Here is a 21,206-nt window from a genome sequence, read left to right on the forward strand (position 1 = left end):
GCCCTTTGGTGAATGTCATGTCTGCATGGAAGCGACCGGGGTTTACAGCGAGCCGCTGGCCACCTTCCTGAGTGATGCGGGTTATGTCGTCAGCGTGGAAAATCCGGCGCGTATTAAATCCTTCGGTCGCAGCGAGCTGAGCCGTAACAAAACGGACAAAGGCGATGCACGTATGATAGCGCGCTATTGCGGTCAGCACTCTCCGGTGGAATGGCAGCCGATCCCGCTGAATGAAAGAAAACTCAGGGCTCTGGTAAACCGCCTGAATAATCTGCTGGAGATGAAGCAGATGGAAGAAAATCGTCTGGAGACAGCGGATGCAGTGGTGCAGCCTTCCATCAGCGAAGTGATAGCCATGCTGGATGCCCAGTCAGAAGAGACACGGCGGGCAATAAACGACCATATCGATAATGACCCGGGGCTGAGGAAAAACAGGAAACTGCTGGAGTCGATCCCCGGGATAGCAGGTGTGCTGAGCAGTACGCTGCTGGCGTATCTGGGCGATATGTCGAGGTTCAGCAGCAGTAAGGCGGTGGTGGCGTGGACAGGGCTGAATCCGATGCAGCAGGAGTCAGGACAGTGGAAGGGAAAAAGTCGGATCTCGAAGATGGGTAACAGCATAATGCGCCGCTCACTGTATATGCCAGCGATAGTTGCGATGCAGTATAACCCGGCGGTAGCTGCGTTGAGAGAGCGGATGAATGCCCGTAATAAGTCAGGGAAAGTGGTGGTGTGTGCAGCAATGAAAAAGCTGCTGCAACTGGCTTACGGGGTGCTGAAATCGGGTCGTCCGTTCGATGCTGAGATATGTCTTGCCAGATAGCTGGCAAGACGGTATCTAATAACAGGCTTAATGGTGGATGCTCGGCCCTCATGATAATTATCGCGCACTGCACACCTAGCCCATACGCTCCGAACGCACCGCCAGATCGCGACTGTACTGACGGCTGGCGTCCACCAGCATCGAGGTATAGGCATCCTTCGGCACATCGCTGGTCAGATCGTCGGTCTCCAGCGTTTCCAGTATCTTGCCGTATTGCATCACCGCCACCTTATGACACAAGTGGGAAATCACGCCCAAATCGTGCGTCACCATCAGGTAAGTCAGCTTTTCCTGCTGGTGCAACTCCGTCAGCAGATTGAGAATCTCCGCCTGCACCGACACGTCTAGCGCCGAGGTTGGCTCATCCAGCAGCAGAACTCTCGGCTCCAGAATCAGCGCACGGGCAATCGCCACGCGTTGGCGTTGCCCGCCCGACAGCTGATGCGGATAGCGGCGACGGAAATTTGTTCCCAGACCGACCTTCTCCAACAGCGTATCGATGCGATCGTCACGATCGTCAAAACGGTGGATCGATAGCGGCTCTTCCAGAATCGCTTCCACGGTATGACGAGGGTGCAGCGACCCATACGGGTCTTGAAACACCATCTGCACCCGGCGACAACGCGCCCGATCGATCCGATGCGCCAACTTCTTCCCGTCAATGTGCAGCGTGCCTTCCCAATGGTTAAACAACCCGGCCAGACACTTCAGCACGGTGGTTTTTCCTGACCCCGATTCCCCCACCAGACCAAAGATATCGCCATCGTTGACCGTGAGGTTCACATCGTACAACACCTGATTCTTTGCGCTGCCCTGGCCGAAAGAGAGATTCAGGTTATTCACTTCGATCATCGGCTGACGCTGACTCATTGCTTCAGTTGCCATGCTTATCCCCTTTATCCGTTAATCCAGGCAGGATCGCGATTCATCACCGGCAAACGCGGGCGTCGGTGGTCGATATCCGGCAGCGAATTCAGCAACCCGCGCGTGTACGGATGCTGTGCGTTATCCAGATCGGCGGCAGCAATCGACTCCACGATACGCCCGGCATACATCACCAGCACCCGATCGCAGAAGCTACGCACCAGATTGATGTCGTGGCTGATGAAAATCAGCCCCAGACCGCGCTCACTCACCAGATCGTCCAACATCGCCAACACCTGCAAGCGCACGGAGACATCCAGCGCTGAGGTCGGTTCATCGGCAATCACGATTTCGGGTTCGGTAATTAGCATCATCGCAATCATGATGCGCTGTCCTTGCCCGCCTGAGATCTCATGGGGATACAGATTGTAGACACGCTCTGGCTGACGAATACGCACCACGTCCAGCATCGCCATGACCTTTTCCTTCGCCTCGCGGTGCGACACCTTATGGTGCGCCAGATAGGCTTCGGCAATCTGATCGCCGACGCAAACCACTGGGTTCAGCGAGTATTTGGGGTCCTGCATAATCATGGATATGCGCTTGCCGCGAATCTGACGCATCCGCGCCTCATCCGCTTTCAGCAAATCGGTATCGCCGAAGCGCAGTTTATCCGCTGTAATTCGCGCGCTGTGCGGGTGCAGTTGCAATAGCGCGCGGCCAACCGTCGATTTGCCGGAGCCGGATTCACCAACAATCGCTAGCTTTTCACAGCCCAGCCGGAAGGAAACGCCGCGCACGGCATCGGTCACAACACCACGGTTCACGAAGCCTACCCGCAGATTTTCCACTTCCATCAGGGGCGAGCTTCCCGGCACGCGTTGAGAAGACTTATTCAGTTCTGGGATCGAGGATGTCACGTAGGCCGTCTCCAAGGAAGTTGAACGCCAGGCTGTTAATCAAAATCGCCAGCCCCGGAATAGTTACTAACCACCAGCACTCCATCATGTAACGACGACCCGCAGAGATCATCGCGCCCCATTCAGGATCGGGCGGCTGTGCCCCCAACCCCAGAAAGCCCAGACCTGCCGCCGTCAGAATGATGCCCGCCATATTCATGGTGATACGAATAATCACCGATGGCAGGCACAGCGGTACAATGTGGTGCAGCAGGATGCGGATAGACGATGCCCCTTGCAGCTTCACGGCAGAAACAAAGTCCGCGTGACGCAGCGACAGCGTCTCCGCCCTTGCCAGACGAGCAATCGGCGGCCAGGCCGTCAGCGTAATCGCGATCACTACATGCTCCAGACCGGGGCCGAGCGCCGCCACGAACGCCAGCGCCAATACCAGACTGGGGAACGAGATAAAGATATCGGTGATGCGCATCAGGATAGTGTCAACGATACCGCCGTAATACCCTGCAACGACACCCAGCGCCAGCCCGATAGGCCCAACAGTGACCGACACCAGCGCCACGATATACAGCGTGATGCGTGAACCATAGACCAGACGACTAAACACATCGCGCCCAAATTCATCGGTGCCAAAGTAATGTGCCGCACTCGGTGCCTGTAGCGCGTTGGCCAAATCCTGTACCAGCGGATCGTGCGTGGCGATCCACGGCGCGAAGATGGCAACCAGCATCAACATCAACACAATCGCAGAACCAATCGCGGTGAGCGGATTGCGCAGCATCGTCAAGAGAAACCCGCCGATTCGCGCGCCGCGTAACCGCAGGCGGCTCACGCGTTTTTCCGGTGGTGTCCGCATTACCGACCCACGGCTGACAGATGGCTCAGAGGAAATATTCATGCGTTCGTCCTCGGATCAAAGATTTGATACAACATGTCCGACAGCAGGTTAAGCGTCACAAAGATCAACCCCACCAGCAGCACACATCCCATCACCGCGTTCATATCCCCTAGCAGCAGGCTACCGGTCAGATAGGAACCAAATCCCGGCCATGAGAAGACCGTTTCGATCAACACCGCCCCTTCAAGCAGCGAGCCATACGCCAGCGCCACCACGGTTAGAAGCTGAACCAGAATATTGCGAAACGCATGTGCCCAGACAACACGGAACTCAGACAGCCCTTTCACTCGCGCAGTAATGATATATTCCTGCGAAAGCTGCGCCAGCATGAAGCTGCGCGTCATACGGCTGATATAGGCCAGCGAGTGGAAACCGAGAATCGTCGCTGGCAGCACCAGATGGTTCAGCGCGCTGCGGAACACATCCCACTCGCCTGCCAGTAACGAATCTACCAGCAGCAGACCGGTACGGTTTTCCACCAGACCGTCGTAGGCCATATCAACTCGCCCTGCGCCGCCGACCCAATTCAGCCAGGCATAGAACACCAGCAGCCCCATCATCCCGACCCAGAATATCGGCGTCGAATAGCCGGCCAGACTGATAAAACGCACCACATAATCCGCCCACTTACCGCGTCGTGCCGCAGCCAGCACGCCTAGCGGTACACCCAAACCCGCACCCACGATAATCGCCATGGTGGCAAGCTCGATGGTGGCAGGGAAAACCCGGATAATGTCATCCATGACCGGTCGTCCGGTCAGGAGCGCATTGCCCAAATCTCCATGCATCAGTGAATTGAAGTAAATAAAGAACTGAACATACAGCGGCTTATCCAACCCCAGCTGTTGGTAAACCTGTTGATAGGTACTTTGGTCAGCATCCTGCCCGACAATAGCCAGGACTGGATCGATTGGCATCACGCGGCCGATCACGAAGGTCAGGATTAATAATCCGAACAGCGTAACGACGACCTGAAACAGACGTTTTGCCAAACGACGCAGTACTCCACCCGGCTTGATCCAATCAGAGAAAACCATGTTCTTTCTCCTGATATCCCGGTGAGCGGCGACAGCAAACCACCACTCACGCGGTTATCTCTTTTTAACGTATCTGATCGGGATGATTAACCGGGAACGTATCGGCTAATCATCCGGTTTAACGTGTGGACACTAGCGCTGCTTATACACCTCACGCAGATGTGTCGTAGAAGACGGATGCGGCACATAGCCTTTCACGTCCTTACGCAACACCACAGAATCGATCATCTGCGACACCGGAATGATGGCCGGGAACAGTTCTTCATAGCGATTCTGTACGTTGATATACATCTGCTTCTGTTTCTGAGGATCTTTCTCCAACAGCGCCTGATCGATCATGTCATTCAGAGGTTTGTCGTAGAAAGAGGTGCGCCAGCCTTGGAAGTTGGTCAGTTTGGCTTCGTCGCTGTTATCCGGGTTATAGACAACAGAACGCAGGCTGGAGTGAGGATGCGGATCGACGCCACCACCGCCGCGGCCGACCAGCATATCGAAGTTACGATCGCGCATCGCGCCGTAAACCTGATTACCGGTGCCGGAGATGATTTTGGCTTTGATGCCCGCCTGTGCCAGCGTGGACTGTACCGACGTCGCCAGATTCAGGAACGGCTGATCGGAAAGAACACGTAGCGTGGTTTCAAATCCATTCGGGTAGCCCGCTTCGGCCAACAGCGCCTTAGCGCGTGGCACGTCCAGCTTATAGCCAGGGTCCGGCAACGTCGCATCCATCCCTTTTTGGATGGGACGCTGATGATAGAAACCGTAGCCAGGCATTACCGTCTTATTGACGCCATCGTAATCAATCAGGTAGCGAACCGCTTCGCGCACTTTCGGTTTCGCGAAATATTCGTTTTTCAGGCTCATAGCAACGTAGTACAGCGTGCCTTTTTTCACCTCATCAACCACAACATCTTTATCTTGTTTTAACGCATTGATATCCGGCACCGACATGCCTGAGGCCACGTCAATGTCGCCTTTTTCAATCATCAGACGCAGCGCCTGTGATTCAGTCATGTGGCGGAAAATCACGCGGCGCATTTTCGCGTCGCCCTGCCAGTTGTTCTCAACCTTACTGATGCGCAGCACATCTTTCGCCTGCCACACATCCAGCTTGAACGGGCCAGAACCGGCTTCGTTCGTGGTTAGCCAGCCGTTACCCCAGTCACCGTTTTTCTCGTGCTTCATGACCGTTTTACTGTCCAGCACCGAGCCGCTACCTAACGTTGCCAGCGAATAGATCACCAGCTTGGGGTCGTTTGGCTTCGGCAACTCAATTTCAACAGTGTGATCGTCTTTGGCACGGATCATTTTCTCCACGTTTTCCGCGGTGAAGCCGTAGGATTTCCACGTCGTGGCCTGAGCCATGTTGAGGCTAAGCAGACGTTTCATCGACCAGGCGAAATCTTGTGCCGTCACGGGGTTACCGGAATGGAATTTGGCGTTATCGACCAGATTGAAGGTAATGACATTGCCCGCATCATTGACGCTCCAGCTTTTCGCCAGAGAAGGCAGGATATGACTCAGATTGGCAGGATCGAGCACCACCAGCGAGTCATAGAGGTTAACGATGATGCCCACCACTTCGTTACCGGTCATGGCGGCCGGATCGAGTGAGAGCATGTTGTTCATGTTCATTCCCACGATCAGCTGATCGTCAGGGGTTTTTGCCGATAGAATGGCCGGCGTCGCGGCCATGCAGAGTGAACCTAACAGCAGGGTACGGAGTATTGCTCGTGCTTTCATCATTATTCTCCAGGTGTGGGAGCATGGAAGACGACAACTTTTTATTTTTTAGGTAAGGCTATCTTTCAGATCGAACAAACAACTATTCATACAGAAAAAACTATTCTTTGCTTAGGGTATGCTCCTCAATCCAGTCAAAATTAATATCTTCTCCCAGCCCCGGACGTTGCGGCAGATGCACAAAACCCTCGTCATCCATCGGATCGACAATCGAATTCAGGTAAGCAGCAGGTTCATCGTAATCGAGGAAAGGATGCAGTAGCCCGCGTTCATACCAGCGGCAGTTTTTGATCGCACCCACAACGTTGAGGTTTGGCGCACCGTTACCGTGAATTTCACAGTCCATACCGAAAGATTCAGCCAGGCTGGCAACCTTCAGACACGGCCAGAGACCGCCGACGCCTTGCACGCCTGCACGTAAAATGTCGCATGCGCCTTCTTTAACCCAGTCAGCACGGCTAAAGTATTTGCCTGACAGACTTTCCGGCCCGATGACATCGATATCCAGGCTCTTGGTCAGCCAACTGTAAGACGCCATGCTCTGCTCTTCCATTGGCTCTTCAAACCAGGTGAAATCGAGCTTTTGCAGTTCACGACCGATGTATAACGCATCGCTGCGGCTGTACCAGTGGTAGCCATCCAGCATCAGGCAGACATCCGGGCCGACCGCTTCACGCACTGCCGCGCAGGCTTTCACATCAATCTTCGGGCTAGGTGCGAACGAGACAGGCGGCATCCAGGTATGCAACTTGATGGCTTTATAGCCGCGCTGCACCAGTTTTTCGGCGAACTGGCCGTATTCCTCTGGCGTAGATAAACCGCCTTCCAGCTCATCGCCACACATGGTACTGCCGTAAGCAGGGACTTTTTCACGGTAGCCGCCGAGCAGCTTATGCACAGGCATGTTCAGCACACGACCTTGCAGATCCCACAGTGCGGATTCCACAATCGACAGCGCGCGATCGGTCAGTTGGTTGGCGCTGCCGCGTTGCCAGTGCACCAGATCCTGCCAGAGGCGCTCACGATCGAACGGATTCTGCCCAATCAGCACTTTGCGGAAGAAAGCATTAACGATATGGGGACGAATCACTTCCGGCGGAGCGAAAGCGTAACCTTTTTGGCCGTCATCTGCCGTGATGGTCAACAGCGCCATCTTGGCCTGATTTTCGGCTCCCGGGTGTGAATGGCCCGCACTATCGGAAACCCGACGCGTGGGATAAGTGAAGACGGTGACATCAATTGATTCTATTTTCACGTTGTTACCTGCTTTGATGTTTAACACAACTCATGTATACGATTGCGAATGTGAGCCACATAACTATTAAAGAATCACTTCACTGCTTGTGCTGGGACGAGTAGATAAAAAACGCATAACGCTTTCTGGTACGACCTTATAAGTCGATCGGCGTCACAAAAAGAAATCACGTGTTAATTAAAAAAAAATAGCGTTTTATTTTTAATTATTAAGGTTGTTACGCCGTTAGTCATTAGGCAATTTCTTTCATATGAAGAAATTATGTCGCGGATAACTGTGCATTTGCACATAAAGCTGTGAGCACTATCACCAGAAAATTTCATATCCTTATTAAATGGATGGATAATCCCTTAGTTTTATTTTTACGTCTTCAGGAACGTGATTGATTGATGAGGGGGACGATTACCCTGATAGCGGATTGGCCGCTAATCAGTCGGCTTCTGACCAAAAGCGTGCTATAGATCTCATTTTTACCAGTCCCGAAAACTCCAACAAAAACCAAGACTTAATAAAAATTAAGCAAAATCATTAGGATACCCACAAAGAAGTATATAAAAGACAACTTGATGTACATCAATAAGCGGCCTTTGTAGCGCGATAAGGTAACCTCAGAAGAAGCAATTTTGAGGCAAAAATGAACAAAGTCAGACTCGCTGTTATCGGTAACGGGATGGTTGGCCACCGTTTTATCGAAGAGTTGCTGGATAAGGCCCCAACGTCCACCTACGAGATTACCGTTTTTTGTGAAGAACCCCGCGTCGCCTACGATCGTGTCCACCTCTCTTCTTACTTCGCTCACCACACGGTAGAAGAGCTCTCTTTAGTACGCGAAGGCTACTACGAAAAGAATGGCGTTAACGTCCTGCTAGGTGAACGCGCCATCACCATCAACCGCAGTGAAAAAGCCATTCACTCCAATTCCGGCCGTACCGTGTATTACGACAAGCTCATCATGGCAACCGGCTCCTACCCCTGGATTCCTTCAATCAAAGGATCAAACGGGCAAGACTGTTTCGTGTACCGCACCATTGAAGACCTGAACGCCATCGAAAACTGCGCCCGCCGTAGCAAACGCGGCGCGGTGATCGGCGGGGGCCTATTAGGTTTGGAAGCGGCTGGCGCACTGAAACACCTTGGCGTGGAAACACACGTCATTGAGTTCGCCCCCGTGCTCATGGCCGAACAGTTAGATGCACAGGGCGGCACCCTGCTGCAACGCAAGATTGAAAACATGGGTGTGCGTGTGCATACCAGCAAGAATACGCAGGCCATCCAACATTCTGGTCTGGAAAGCCGCAAGACGATGGTGTTTGCCGACGGCAGCACGCTGGAAGTCGATTTCATCGTGTTCTCTACTGGTATCCGTGCGCAGGACAAACTGGCACGTCAGTGTGCGCTGGAAATTGGCCCACGCGGCGGTATCGCCATTAACGACTGGTGTCAAACTTCCGACCCTGACGTCTACGCCATCGGCGAATGTGCCGCCTGGCAGGGCAGGCCATTTGGTCTGGTTGCGCCCGGCTACAAAATGGCACAGGTCACCGTCGACCATCTGTTAGGGCATGAGAACCGATTCCAGGGCGCCGACATGAGCGCCAAGCTCAAGCTGATGGGCGTCGATGTTGGCGGGATTGGCGATGCACACGGCCATACGCCGGGCTCTCGCAGCTACATGTGGCTGGATGAAAATAAAGAAACCTACAAGCGTCTGATCGTCAGCGCCGACAATAAAACGCTGCTCGGTGCCGTACTGGTCGGCGACACGCGGGATTACGGCAACCTGCTGCAATTCATGCTGAACAAAATCCCGCTGCCGGATTCTCCTGAAGCGCTGATTCTTCCCGCGTCTGCTGGCAGTGCGAAACCGACGCTGGGTGTCGATGCACTACCGGAAAGCGCACAAATCTGCTCCTGCTTTGACGTGTCCAAAGGCGACATCATCAAAGCGATTAACGGCGGCTGTCATACCGTTGCAGCACTGAAGGAAACCACCAAAGCCGGTACGGGCTGCGGCGGCTGTATCCCGCTGCTGACACAGGTACTGAACGCGGAACTCAGCAAACAGGGGATCGAAGTCAATAATCACCTGTGTGAACACTTTGCCTATTCGCGCCAAGAGCTGTACCACCTGATCCAAATCGAAAAAATCAAAACGTTCGATCAACTGCTGGAAAAACACGGTTCAGGCTATGGCTGTGAGGTCTGTAAACCGACCGTAGCCTCTCTACTGGCTTCCTGCTGGAACGAGTACGTGCTCAAACCGCAGCACACGCCGTTGCAGGATTCTAACGATAACTTCCTCGGCAATATCCAGAAAGACGGCACCTACTCGGTGATCCCACGCTCCGCAGGCGGGGAGATCACGCCGGATGGCCTGATCGCCATTGGCCGTATCGCGAAGCAATATAATCTGTACACCAAGATGACTGGTTCTCAGCGCATGGCGCTCTTTGGCGTACAAAAAGACGATTTACCCGACGTATGGGCTCAGCTTATCGAAGCCGGGTTTGAAACCGGCCATGCCTACGCCAAGGCGTTACGTATGGCAAAAACCTGCGTCGGCAGCACCTGGTGCCGTTTTGGCGTCGGCGACAGCGTAGGGTTCGGCGTTGAGCTGGAAAACCGCTACAAAGGTATCCGCACCCCGCACAAAATGAAGTTTGGCGTCTCCGGCTGTACGCGGGAATGTGCAGAAGCACAGGGTAAAGACGTGGGGATTATCGCCACCGAAAAAGGCTGGAACCTCTATGTATGCGGTAACGGCGGGATGAAACCGCGCCACGCTGACCTGCTGGAAGCCGACTTAGACCGCGAGACCTTAGTCCGCTATCTGGATCGCTTCATGATGTTCTACATCCGCACGGCCGATAAGCTCCAGCGTACATCCGTCTGGCTGGATAACCTCGAAGGCGGCATCGACTATCTGCGCAATGTGATTGTGAAAGACAAGCTGGGCATTAACGATCAGCTTGAAGCGGATATCGCCCGGCTACGAGAAGGCTATATCTGCGAATGGCAGGCGACGCTGGAAGATCCAGAAGCACAGAAACGCTTTGCCCACTTCATTAACAGCCCAGAGCGTGACCCAAATGTGCAAATGGTAAATGAACGTCAACAACACCGTCCGGCGCGCCCTGCCGAGCGCATTCCGGTGAAACAGATTGAACTGGAAGGGGAAAGCGCATGAGCCAGTGGACTACCGTATGTAAGTTAGACGACATCCTGCCCGGCACCGGTGTTTGTGCGCTGGTCGATCAGCAGCAGATCGCCGTATTCCGGCCACGTAACGACGAGCAGGTTTACGCCATCAGCAATATCGATCCGTTCGCCCAAGCGAGTGTGTTAAGCCGTGGGATAGTGGCTGAACATCAGGACGATCTTTGGGTCGCAAGCCCGTTGAAAAAACAGCATTTCCGCCTTAATGACGGCTTCTGTCTGGAAGATGATGCCTATTCTGTTGCCGCTTATGATACTCAGGTAACAAACGGTAATGTGCAAATATCCATCGCAAACAGTGAGGTAGCGGTTGATAATAACCAACCATTACCGTAATGACATGGTCGGTGCCCTGTAACGACAGGGCACACCACTATCTGAGTCTTCAAGAGGCGTTGCATGGATTACCTACCGATATTCTGTCAGTTGCACGATAAACCCTGTCTGTTGGTAGGAGGCGGTGAAATAGCCGAGCGGAAAGCCCGACTATTGTTGGACGCAGGCGCAGTGGTTACCGTCAACGCGCTCGATTTTAACGATCAATTTCAGGCATGGGAGCAGGATGCCCAATTAACGCTGGTACACGGCACCTTCGATCCCACCTTGCTGAACGAGGTATGGCTGGTGATTGCCGCCACAGACGATCAGGACGTCAATAATCACGTTTATGCCAGCGCCAGCGAGCGTCGAATTTTCTGCAACGTGGTTGATTCACCAGAACGTGCCAGCTTCATTATGCCGTCAATCATCGACCGTTCACCGCTGATGGTTGCCGTATCTTCCGGCGGCGCAGCCCCGGTATTAGCCCGGCTACTGCGGGAAAAACTGGAAAGTATTCTGCCGCAAAACCTCGGTAAACTGGCAGCATTCGCTGGTGAATTGCGCAGTCGGGTAAAAAACCGTTTTTGCAAAATGAGTGCACGCCGTCGCTTCTGGGAAAAACTCTTTGTACACGATAGGTTGGCACAGGCGCTGGCCAATGAAGACAGCGAACGCGTTCAACAACTCACGGAACTGTTGTTCTCCGCCCCACTGGATGACCGAGGTGAAGTGACGTTGGTTGGTGCGGGACCGGGTGATGCCGGGTTACTCACGTTGAAAGGTCTACAGCATCTACAGCAGGCTGACATCGTCGTTTACGATCGTCTGGTATCGAAAGAGATTCTCAATCTGTCACGCCGCGACGCCGAGCGTATCTTCGTCGGTAAAGCCTCTGGCTATCACAGCGTTCCTCAAGATCAAATCAATCAGTTGCTGGAAGAAAAAGCACGCGCTGGCCACCGCGTCGTCAGACTAAAAGGCGGCGACCCGTTTATCTTCGGCCGTGGTGCTGAAGAGTTGGAACACTTGCAACAGGCGGGCGTCCCGTTTTCTGTCGTTCCCGGTATTACTGCTGCGTCAGGCTGCTCAGCCTACAGCGGAATCCCACTCACCCATCGCGATCACTCGCAGGGCGTCAGATTGATTACCGGACACGTCAAGCATGATACCGATCTTGACTGGTCCAGCCTCGCAGCAGAAAAACAAACGCTGGTGTTTTACATGGGGCTCCAGCAGGCTGAACACATTCAAAATAAGCTCATCGAGCAGCAACTACCAGAAACCGTGCCTGTCGCCATTATCGAAAACGGCACCTCAACTAAACAGCGCGTTCTGCGTGGACAACTCTCCCAACTGAGCGAATTAGCGCAGCAGGCCAGCAGCCCGAGTTTGATCATCATCGGCAACGTTGTCGGGCTACGGGAAAAATTGAGCTGGTTTTCAGACCGGACAGCATAATCCTCTCCTCATTTACCGACTCACCCGCTATCCGTCCTGCCGGATAGCGGTTATTGCACCATCATAATGCAACGCCCCACCAAATAGCATAACAATGCACTATTTTAAACATACTCCCTTACAAAATGTCACTTTAATGCTTTACCACAAGCCACATCTGTCTTATTTTGACTAAAACAAAACTCATTAATAAGCAGGCTATGTGAATAAATAATCAATTATCATTTGCGTGGAAACGTGGCCCAAGTATTGCTTAGCTTTCTAATAGATTCGCGGCACGACTTCTGAATCGTTCTTATCGAACCGATTTCATCGTCAAACCATCGTGTTTCATCGAATTCGTACTCCATCGAATGAGTACATCATCAAGTTAATACCATTACGCATTACTGCTTTTGTTCCTGAACAGCGTGTGTAGCCCTCTCATCACAAACACAGTTCTGTGTAACGGAGCCATCTTTTACTACCAACAAAACTTGCTAAGAACACTATTTGCTAAGAATAAAATTTGCCAAAAACAGGCAGTTTGGAGTCACTTGTGGAAGACATTACATTCTGGCAGCTCATCAGTTTTGGTGAACACGGCTGGGGAAAATTATTACTGATTGGGGCAGGAATGACGCTCGCACTGGCGATCGGCGGCTTCCTGCTGGGAGCGGTGATCGGCACGATCGGTGCCTGGTCCAAAATTTGCGGCAATCGCCCCGTGCGCTATCTGGCCGATGGCTACACCACTCTCATCCGTGGCGTCCCCGATCTACTCATCATCTATCTGCTTTATTTCGGCGGCAGTTCCGCGTTAACCCTGCTCGCCAAACTGTTTGGCAGCAATGAGTTCTTTGGTTTTCCGGGCTTCCTCGCTGGCGTCTTCGCCGTCGGCATTTCCTCCGGTGCGCAGCAAACGGAAGTCTACCGCGGTGCCTTCTACGCCGTTTCCAAAGGGGAAATTGAGGCCGCCAAAGCCTGCGGTATGCCAACGCTACTGCGCCTGCGCCGCATCATCATACCGCTCCTGCTGCGCCACGCGATCCCCCCACTCGGCAACGTGTGGCAGTTGGTGCTGAAAACTTCTGCGCTGGTTTCCGTTACTGGTGTCGCAGAGCTGATGACGCAGTCGCAAACCGGCGCCGGTTCTACCGGTAAACCGTTTGATTTCTTCATGGCAGCCGCGCTGCTGTACCTGCTTATCTCAATCTGTTCCGGCTGGATTATGCGCCGTGCTGAGTCTCATTATTCCCGGGGTGTGAAACGCTGATGGATTTTCCTTTTCTGTACAACACGTTTCTGGAGATTATTCCCGGTATCCCGTTGACTCTACAGCTGGCGGTCAGCTCGGTCTTTCTGGGCTTCTTTCTGGCGCTGGGCTTGGCGTTGATGCAGCTGTCATCCTTTGCCGTACTGCGTTCAATTGCCCGGACCTACGTGCTGTTTTTCCGCGGTACGCCGCTGCTGGTTCAATTGTTCCTGATTTACTACGGGCTGGGGCAATTCCCCTGGGTTCGGGAAAGTGTTCTTTGGCCATTCCTGCGGGAGCCGCACTGGTGCGCCCTGCTGTCACTCAGCCTGTGTACCGGTGCCTATGCCAGTGAAATTATCCGTGGCGGATTGCAGTCCGTTCCGGTTGGCCAGATCGAATCGGCGCGCGCCTGTGGCATGCCGTCGTTCATGATTTTCAAGCGTATCGTTTTCCCGCTGGCAATCCGTCAGGCACTCCCGGCTTACGGCAATGAGCTGATTTCAATGGTCAAATCGACCTCATTGGCTTCTATCATCACGCTGATGGAAATCACCGGTATCGCCGCACGCCTTATTGCGGAAACCTACCGGGCGCTCGAAGTGTTCCTGGTCGCCGGTGCTATTTATCTGTTTATTAACCTTATTCTGACACGCTTATTGATGTGGACAGAATTTACGCTCACCCCTCATCTCCGTGCGCCGGGCGCGCAACCGGCAGCGAAAAAAATTAAGAAATTGGGAGATCTGCAATGACGACACCCGCCATTAGCCTGCGCAACATTCATAAAAGCTTCGGTTCTCTGGACGTCCTGAAAGGGATTTCGATTGAAGCCAATCAGGGAGAAGTCATCTCAATTTTGGGATCGTCCGGTTCAGGTAAATCGACGCTGCTGCGCTGTAGCAACCTGCTTGAGCTTCCCGATCAGGGCGAGATTATCGTCGGCGGAGAAGCGATTGAAATGAAGCCGAACCGCAAAGGACATAACCGCCCATCAAACCTCAAACAGATCGACAGAATTCGTACCCAACTAGGCATGGTGTTCCAAAATTTTAACCTCTGGTCACACAAGACCGTGTTGGAAAACATCATCGAAGCGCCCGTGCACGTCTTAAAGCGCCCACAGGCGGAGTGCGTGGAACACGCCGAGCAGCTGTTAGAGAAAGTCGGTCTGGCGGATAAGCGTCACTACTATCCTGCGCATTTGTCCGGTGGACAGCAGCAGCGCGCTGCGATTGCCCGTGCGCTCGCGATGGAACCGAAAGTGATGCTGTTCGATGAGCCAACCTCTGCACTCGATCCTGAACTGGTGGGCGAAGTGCTGCGTGTGATGCGCACGCTGGCGGACGAAGGGATGACCATGCTGGTCGTGACGCACGAAATGGATTTTGCCCGCGAAGTCTCCAACCGCATCGTCTTCCTCCATCAGGGGGAAATTGAAGAACAGGGAACGCCGGAGCACGTTTTCACCGCCAGCCAGTCGGCTCGCTTCCGGCAATTTATTGCCAGTTGGTAAACACAGCCTCGCTAATTTCGTGCGCAGACGGCTACCTCTGCCGCGAAATTCAGCGGGAATAAATAAAATATAACGATATAGAGTTCCAGGAGAACACCAATGATCAAATCCAAACTCACTCTGCTCGCCTGCTCGCTGTGTATGGCAGGAACGCTGGCTGCCTCATTCACCGCCTCAGCAGAAGAGAAAAAATGGACAACCGTCCGCATCGCAACCGAAGGGGCTTATCACCCGTATAACTTCACCAAGCCAGACGGTACGCTCGATGGCATGGAGATCGAACTGTACAAAGTGCTGTGCGACAACATGCAGGTGAAATGCGAGATCATGGTTCAGCCCTTCGCCAGCGCCATTCCTGCGCTGAACGCCGGTAAATATGACGCGATCATTGCAGGTATGTCCGCCACGGCAAAACGCCGTGAGGTGATCGATTTCAGCCAGCCGTACACGCAGTCAGGGCAGACGTTCGCCGTACTGAAATCCAGCTCACTCGCCAAAGATTTCCCAGACGCGGGCGTGCGTTTCTCCATTGAGCCCGCCGATGAAGCGAAAGCACTGGCAGAGGTTGAGAAGTTGAAACCGCTGCTGGAAGGCAAAACTATTGGCGTGCAGTCTGCTTCTATCGCCAGCGCCTTTTTAGATAAATATATGAAAGGCGTGATGAAAGTTCGCGAATACAAAACCACGCAGGAACACGATCTGGATCTGAAAGCAGGCCGTGTCGATCTGGTCATCGCTTCCGCGCCTTACCTGAAAAGCACAACGGACAAACCGGGCAATGACAACATCGTGATGCCAGGGCCACAGTTCATCGGCGGCATTCTGGGCAGCGGTTCTTCCGTTGGCCTGCGTAAAAGCGATCCTGAGCTGAAAGCTATGTTCGACAAGGCGATCGATCAGGCCAAGCAAGACGGCACCATTAGAAAGCTGAGTGAAAAATGGTTCGGTATGGACACCACGCCACTCTGAGTATGACCCTCTAGTTGAATCGCGTGTCATGGCGAAGTGGCTGTGACACGCCCCTCGCCAATGCCATCAGAAAAATCAAACGAGCACACCACGCATGAATGCAACACACACTGAAGGAACGCTGCCGGCCGTCAATCACCAGAACGTGGAAGCGATCTGCGATCTGATTGTCGCCAAGCGGCAGCAATTCTGTACGCTGAGCGACGGCATCTGGGATACGCCAGAGCTGAACTACGAAGAACATCGTTCAGCCGCACAGCATGAAGCCGTCCTGAAAGCCGAAGGCTTCCGTCTGACGAAAGGCATTGCCAACATGCCGACTGCGCTACTGGGAGAATTCGGTGAAGGTCTGCCGATTATCGCCATTCTGGGTGAATATGATGCGCTACCGGGTCTGAGCCAGCAGGCAAATGTCGCAGAGCCGAAGCCGCTGGAAAACGGTGGCAACGGCCACGGCTGCGGGCATAACCTGCTCGGTACCGCGGCGCTACAGGCGGCAACGGCAGTGAAAGATTATCTGCAAAAACACGCCCTGGCCGGAACCGTACGTTTTTACGGCTGCCCTGCGGAAGAAGGCGGATCGTCCAAAGGTTTTATGGTCAAGGAAGGCGTGTTTGATGATGTCGATATTGCCCTCTGCTGGCATCCAGCGACCTTCACGGGCGTCAATAGCCCGATATCGCTAGCCTGCAACGAGCTGAATTTTTACTTCAAAGGCCGTGCCGCTCATGCTGCCAGCAGCCCGCACTTGGGGCGCAGCGCGCTGGATGCCGTTGAATTAATGAATGTTGGCGTGAACTATATGCGCGAGCATATGCCGTCCTCCGCGCGCGTTCACTACGCGATTACCGACAGCGGCGGTCAGGCACCAAACGTCGTACAGGCTAACGCGACCGTGCGTTACCTCGTACGAGCACGTCAGTTGCCGGAACTGCATCAGTTGGTCAAACGCGTGAAAAAAATTGCTGAAGGCGCGGCGCTAATGACAGAAACCGAAGTCAGCAGCGAGGTGATTAGCGGTGATGCCAACCTGCTGGCAAATCCGCCGCTGGAAGCACGTATGCACGAACATCTACTGGCACTCGGTCCAATACCGTTCGATGACGAAGACCGGAAGATAGCGGCAATGTTCCAAACGGCGCTGAGCGCCGAAGATATTGCCGAATCTTACGCGCGTTTCGGCGTCAAACCACAACCAGGTTTAACGCTACACGACGGTATTTATCCGCTGTATAGCCCGAATGAAGCCTTCATCGGCTCTACCGATGTGGGAACAGTTAGCTGGGTGGTGCCAACCGTGCAGATCCGCAGCGCTACCTACGCCATCGGTACACCGGCGCATTCGTGGCAACTGGTTGCACAGGGGAAAACCGGTGCCGCCCACAAAGGCACGGAATATGCGGCAAAAGCGATGGCATCACTGGCTATCGATCTGCTGGTCACGCCTGAACTGATTGCTCAGGCAAAAGCCGACCATCAGGAAAGGTTGCAGCACACACCGTTTGAGAACCCGATTCCAGACGACGTGTTTCCGCCGATCCCACAGGGGTAAGACGCGAATTTGAAGGGATAGAGAAGTGACAAGACACCGTCAGGAGAATATCTCCTGACGGGGATTAAGGCTTACGGGCGGGACACAAAACCGACAGCGTCGTAAACCTTCTTCAGCGTTTCCTGCGCGCGAGCACTCGCTTTTTCAGCACCTTCACGCATCACCTGTTGCAGGAAAGCCTCATCGTTACGGAAACGGTGATAACGTTCTTGCAGCTCCGAGAGCATACCAGATACGGCATCCGCCACCGCGCCTTTCAAGTGCCCATACATCTGGCCGTCAAACTCTTGCTCCAGCTCAGGGATACTTTTTCCTGTCACGCCAGACAGAATATCCAACAGGTTCGATACCCCGGCTTTATTCTTCACATCATAGCGAATGACTGGTGGCTCGTCGGAATCCGTCATGGCACGTTTGATTTTCTTCACCACTGCTTTCGGATCTTCCAGCAGCCCGATGACGTTATTACGGTTATCGTCAGATTTGGACATCTTCTTGGTCGGTTCCAACAGAGACATCACGCGCGCGCCCGATTTCGGAATAAATGGCTCTGGCACTTTAAAAATATCGCCATACAGGCTGTTGAAGCGCTGGCCAACATCACGGCTCAATTCCAGATGCTGCTTCTGATCTTCACCTACCGGCACCTGATTGGTTTGATACAGCAGGATATCCGCCGCCATCAGCACCGGATAATCAAACAGGCCAGCGTTGATATTCTCTTCATAGCGCGCGGATTTATCCTTGAACTGTGTCATACGGCTCAGCTCGCCGAAATAGGCATAGCAGTTCAGTATCCAGCTCAGTTGGCTATGTTCAGGAACATGCGACTGAACAAAAATAGTGCTCTTTTTCGGGTCGATGCCACAAGCCAAATACAGCGCCAGCGTGTCCAACGTCGCTTTTCTCAGCGCCTGCGGGTCCTGACGTACCGTGATGGCATGCAAATCCACAATGCAATAGATGCAGTCATAATCGTCCTGCATGTTGACCCACTGACGTAACGCCCCCATGTAGTTACCAATGGTCAATTCACCAGACGGTTGCGCACCGCTAAATACAATGGGCTTGCTCATACTAAGGGTTCCTGATTGTGTGAAGAAGACTGCCCGATCAGAGGCAAAATATCGGCAAAGCGATCCAAAACGATATCCGGCTGACTCAGCTCGATCGCTTCACCATAGTTATAACCATACGTCATGCCGACACTGCGGCAACCCGCCGCCTGCGCGGCCTGAATATCATTGCGGGAATCACCGATGAACAAGAGCTCGCTAGCGCGTAATCCCAGTTTACCCAACACCAGATAGAGCGGCGCGGGGTGAGGTTTTTTCACGATGACATCATCGCCACCGATGATCAGTGAAAAATAGTCACCGATCCCTAATCCTGACAGCAGTGGCGCAACAAACGGCGTGGGCTTATTGGTCACCACGGCCATCGGAACCCCTTGCTGTGCCAACTGCGCCAGCGTCTCTTTTACCTGTGGGAACAGCGTACTACCGCTATCCACCGTCTGCGCATAATAGCTATCAAACCGCTCACGCGTTTCCTGCAAGCGCGCGCCCGTCGGTTCAACACCAGCCCAACGCAGCGCACGTTCAACCATGACGTCGGCACCGTTGCCGATCCAGGTTGCAACACGGGCTTCGCCCGCAGCAGGCAATGACTGTGCCACTAATGCCCGATCGATAGCCGCCGCCAGACCCGGTGCGCTATGAATCAGCGTGCCGTCCAAATCAAAAGCCAACCCGCGAATCGCAGTTAATTCAGTCATGTTTCGTCCTTGAAATTTCATTACGCATTTGATCAATAACGGTACGGTAATCCGAATGACCAAAAATAGCCGATCCCGCTACAAACATATCCGCGCCCGCTTCCGCAATCGCGCCGATATTCTCCACTTTTACCCCGCCATCAACTTCCAGTCGAATGTCGTAACCGCTGTCGTCGATCAAGCGACGAACCTGGCGAAGCTTATCCAACGTACCAGGAATAAAAGATTGGCCGCCGAATCCAGGGTTAACCGACATCAGCAGAATGATATCCAATTTGTCCATGACATAATCGAGATAACTTAGCGGGGTCGCAGGGTTAAACACCAGCCCAGCTTTACAGCCGTGGTCTTTAATGAGTTGGAGTGAACGATCGAGATGATCGGTAGCTTCAGGATGAAAGGTAATGAAACTGGCTCCCGCATTGGCAAAATCGGGAATGATTCGATCGACCGGTTTCACCATCAGGTGAACGTCAATCGGCGCGGTAATGCCGTAATCGCGCAGGGATTTCAGTACCAGCGGGCCAATCGTCAAATTTGGCACATAGTGGTTATCCATGACATCAAAATGGACCACATCAGCCCCGGCTGCTAATACATTAGCGGTATCTTCACCAAGACGGGCAAAATCAGCCGACAAAATAGACGGCGCGATTAAAAACGGTTTCATTCATTTCTCCAAACGGTAAAGTCTGAATGCCTGCGGGTAACCTCACTCTCGGCTAATGACGCCTCTCAGACGGCATTAACCCATTCACCGCGCTCTGTTTGCCCAAGCGGTATTACCGATATAGGGCTAATAACTCGTTTACTTTACTACGCCCTAAAATATTACGGCTAATTGTTCTGCGCGCTTTAACAACATAAAGCACGGCTTCCTGGTACCACTCACGAGTCAACAAGGTGTCATGATTGGAAATCAGCACGGGAATTTGGCTTTCTACTGACAAACGCCGCGCCAATTGCGCCAAACTTTGCTGATCGGCACGACTGAAATTATTGGTGTGGTAGGCCGTAAAATTCGCGGTAGCAGACAGCGGTGCATAGGGCGGATCGCAATAAATAACCGATCCCTTCTCTGCTTTTTCCAGCGTGTCCTGATAATGCTCACAAACGAAGGTGGCATTTTGCGATTTCAGGGCAAACCAGCGAATCTCTTCTTCAGGAAAGTAGGGCTTCTTATAACGCCCAAAAGGAACATTGAACTCACCGCGCATATTGTAACGGCACAGGCCGTTATAGCAGTGGCGATTCAAATAGAGAAATAACAGAGCACGCCGATAAGCATCGCTGCAAAGGTTAAATTCGTCACGCAGCAGATAAAACGCCTCAGACGTGTTCACTTCATCCGTAAACAGCTTACGGGCGTCGAGAACAAACGCCTCAGCATTCGCTTTGACGATATTGTACAGGTTAATCAGATCGCTATTAATATCAGCCAGTATATAGCGCTCATATTCCGTATTCAGAAACACGGAACCCGCGCCAACAAAAGGCTCAATAAGACAGTCTCCTGCGGGTAAATAGCGACGAATTTCTTCTACCAGCGGATATTTACCACCAGCCCATTTTAAAAAAGCGCGGTTCTTCTTCATGCCGTCGTTAGTTACTCATACGTTTCAGAGC

Annotated in this window: 19 protein-coding genes; 9 read left to right on the forward strand and 10 right to left on the reverse strand. The window is 53.1% G+C overall.

From position 1 onward, the window contains the following. Positions 1-823, forward strand: an 823-nt coding sequence (locus EDI29_RS16495; protein WP_193555660.1) for an IS110 family RNA-guided transposase, incomplete at its 5' end; no start/stop codon positions are given. 75 nt (positions 824-898) lie between these two features. Here EDI29_RS16495 and EDI29_RS16500 read toward each other — a convergent pair. The 6 genes from EDI29_RS16500 to EDI29_RS16525 all read right to left on the reverse strand — a co-directional run bounded on the left by EDI29_RS16500 (position 899) and on the right by EDI29_RS16525 (position 7,537). After that, on the reverse strand, positions 899-1,675 hold the full coding sequence (locus EDI29_RS16500; RefSeq protein ID WP_193555672.1) for an ABC transporter ATP-binding protein: 777 nt from the start codon (positions 1,673-1,675) through the stop codon (positions 899-901). A 44-nt stretch (positions 1,676-1,719) separates the two neighbouring features. Then, positions 1,720-2,607, reverse strand: coding sequence for an ABC transporter ATP-binding protein (locus tag EDI29_RS16505; RefSeq protein WP_374213724.1), 888 nt, complete (start codon positions 2,605-2,607; stop codon positions 1,720-1,722). Continuing rightward, positions 2,579-3,460 (reverse strand): ABC transporter permease, encoded by an 882-nt coding sequence (locus EDI29_RS16510; protein ID WP_319849998.1) that lies wholly within the window; start codon positions 3,458-3,460, stop codon positions 2,579-2,581. Before EDI29_RS16510 ends, EDI29_RS16505 begins: the two co-directional genes overlap by 29 nt. A gap of 38 nt (positions 3,461-3,498) precedes the next feature. Beyond that, on the reverse strand, positions 3,499-4,539 hold the full coding sequence (locus tag EDI29_RS16515; RefSeq protein ID WP_039492138.1) for an ABC transporter permease: 1,041 nt from the start codon (positions 4,537-4,539) through the stop codon (positions 3,499-3,501). Positions 4,540-4,671: 132 nt separating this feature from the next. Then, positions 4,672-6,282, reverse strand: coding sequence for an ABC transporter substrate-binding protein (locus EDI29_RS16520; protein ID WP_137741817.1), 1,611 nt, complete (start codon positions 6,280-6,282; stop codon positions 4,672-4,674). Positions 6,283-6,382: 100 nt separating this feature from the next. Further along, entirely contained in the window at positions 6,383-7,537 is a 1,155-nt protein-coding gene (locus EDI29_RS16525; protein WP_137741750.1) for a mandelate racemase family protein, read from the reverse strand. A gap of 634 nt (positions 7,538-8,171) precedes the next feature. On the opposite strand from EDI29_RS16525, the gene nirB reads away from it, so the two are divergent. The 8 genes from nirB to EDI29_RS16565 all read left to right on the forward strand — a co-directional run bounded on the left by nirB (position 8,172) and on the right by EDI29_RS16565 (position 17,803). Beyond that, positions 8,172-10,724: a nitrite reductase large subunit NirB gene (gene nirB / locus EDI29_RS16530; protein ID WP_137741751.1), complete on the forward strand. Its 2,553-nt coding sequence runs from the start codon at positions 8,172-8,174 to the stop codon at positions 10,722-10,724. Further along, positions 10,721-11,089: a nitrite reductase small subunit NirD gene (gene nirD, locus EDI29_RS16535; RefSeq protein WP_137741752.1), complete on the forward strand. Its 369-nt coding sequence runs from the start codon at positions 10,721-10,723 to the stop codon at positions 11,087-11,089. Before nirB ends, nirD begins: the two co-directional genes overlap by 4 nt. A 63-nt stretch (positions 11,090-11,152) precedes the next feature. Further along, positions 11,153-12,532: a siroheme synthase CysG gene (gene cysG, locus EDI29_RS16540; protein ID WP_137741753.1), complete on the forward strand. Its 1,380-nt coding sequence runs from the start codon at positions 11,153-11,155 to the stop codon at positions 12,530-12,532. Positions 12,533-13,070: 538 nt separating this feature from the next. Further along, positions 13,071-13,787 carry an ABC transporter permease gene (locus EDI29_RS16545; RefSeq protein WP_137741754.1) on the forward strand — a complete coding sequence of 239 codons (717 nt, stop codon included), beginning with the start codon at positions 13,071-13,073 and terminating at the stop codon, positions 13,785-13,787. Further along, positions 13,787-14,521, forward strand: coding sequence for an ABC transporter permease (locus EDI29_RS16550; RefSeq protein ID WP_137741755.1), 735 nt, complete (start codon positions 13,787-13,789; stop codon positions 14,519-14,521). The genes EDI29_RS16545 and EDI29_RS16550 overlap by 1 nt, the downstream gene beginning before the upstream one ends. Next, entirely contained in the window at positions 14,518-15,282 is a 765-nt protein-coding gene (locus EDI29_RS16555; RefSeq protein ID WP_137741756.1) for an ABC transporter ATP-binding protein, read from the forward strand. The genes EDI29_RS16550 and EDI29_RS16555 overlap by 4 nt, the downstream gene beginning before the upstream one ends. A gap of 99 nt (positions 15,283-15,381) precedes the next feature. Further along, positions 15,382-16,251 carry a transporter substrate-binding domain-containing protein gene (locus EDI29_RS16560; protein WP_137741757.1) on the forward strand — a complete coding sequence of 290 codons (870 nt, stop codon included), beginning with the start codon at positions 15,382-15,384 and terminating at the stop codon, positions 16,249-16,251. 94 nt (positions 16,252-16,345) lie between these two features. Next, positions 16,346-17,803, forward strand: coding sequence for a M20 family metallopeptidase (locus EDI29_RS16565; RefSeq protein ID WP_137741758.1), 1,458 nt, complete (start codon positions 16,346-16,348; stop codon positions 17,801-17,803). A gap of 71 nt (positions 17,804-17,874) precedes the next feature. On the opposite strand, the gene trpS is transcribed toward EDI29_RS16565, so the two are convergent. From trpS to dam, 4 genes are all read right to left on the reverse strand, one after another. Beyond that, complete coding sequence (gene trpS / locus EDI29_RS16570) at positions 17,875-18,879, reverse strand: tryptophan--tRNA ligase (RefSeq protein ID WP_137741759.1); 1,005 nt, start codon at positions 18,877-18,879, stop codon at positions 17,875-17,877. Further along, complete coding sequence (locus tag EDI29_RS16575) at positions 18,876-19,580, reverse strand: phosphoglycolate phosphatase (RefSeq protein ID WP_107168883.1); 705 nt, start codon at positions 19,578-19,580, stop codon at positions 18,876-18,878. Before EDI29_RS16575 ends, trpS begins: the two co-directional genes overlap by 4 nt. Then, positions 19,573-20,250 carry a ribulose-phosphate 3-epimerase gene (gene rpe / locus EDI29_RS16580; protein WP_137741760.1) on the reverse strand — a complete coding sequence of 226 codons (678 nt, stop codon included), beginning with the start codon at positions 20,248-20,250 and terminating at the stop codon, positions 19,573-19,575. Before rpe ends, EDI29_RS16575 begins: the two co-directional genes overlap by 8 nt. A 112-nt stretch (positions 20,251-20,362) precedes the next feature. Next, positions 20,363-21,175: an adenine-specific DNA-methyltransferase gene (gene dam / locus EDI29_RS16585; RefSeq protein WP_137741761.1), complete on the reverse strand. Its 813-nt coding sequence runs from the start codon at positions 21,173-21,175 to the stop codon at positions 20,363-20,365. Between the last annotated feature and the right edge of the window lie 31 nt (positions 21,176-21,206).

This window comes from Pectobacterium polonicum, from assembly GCF_005497185.1.
Classification (GTDB): Bacteria; Pseudomonadota; Gammaproteobacteria; order Enterobacterales; family Enterobacteriaceae; genus Pectobacterium; species Pectobacterium polonicum.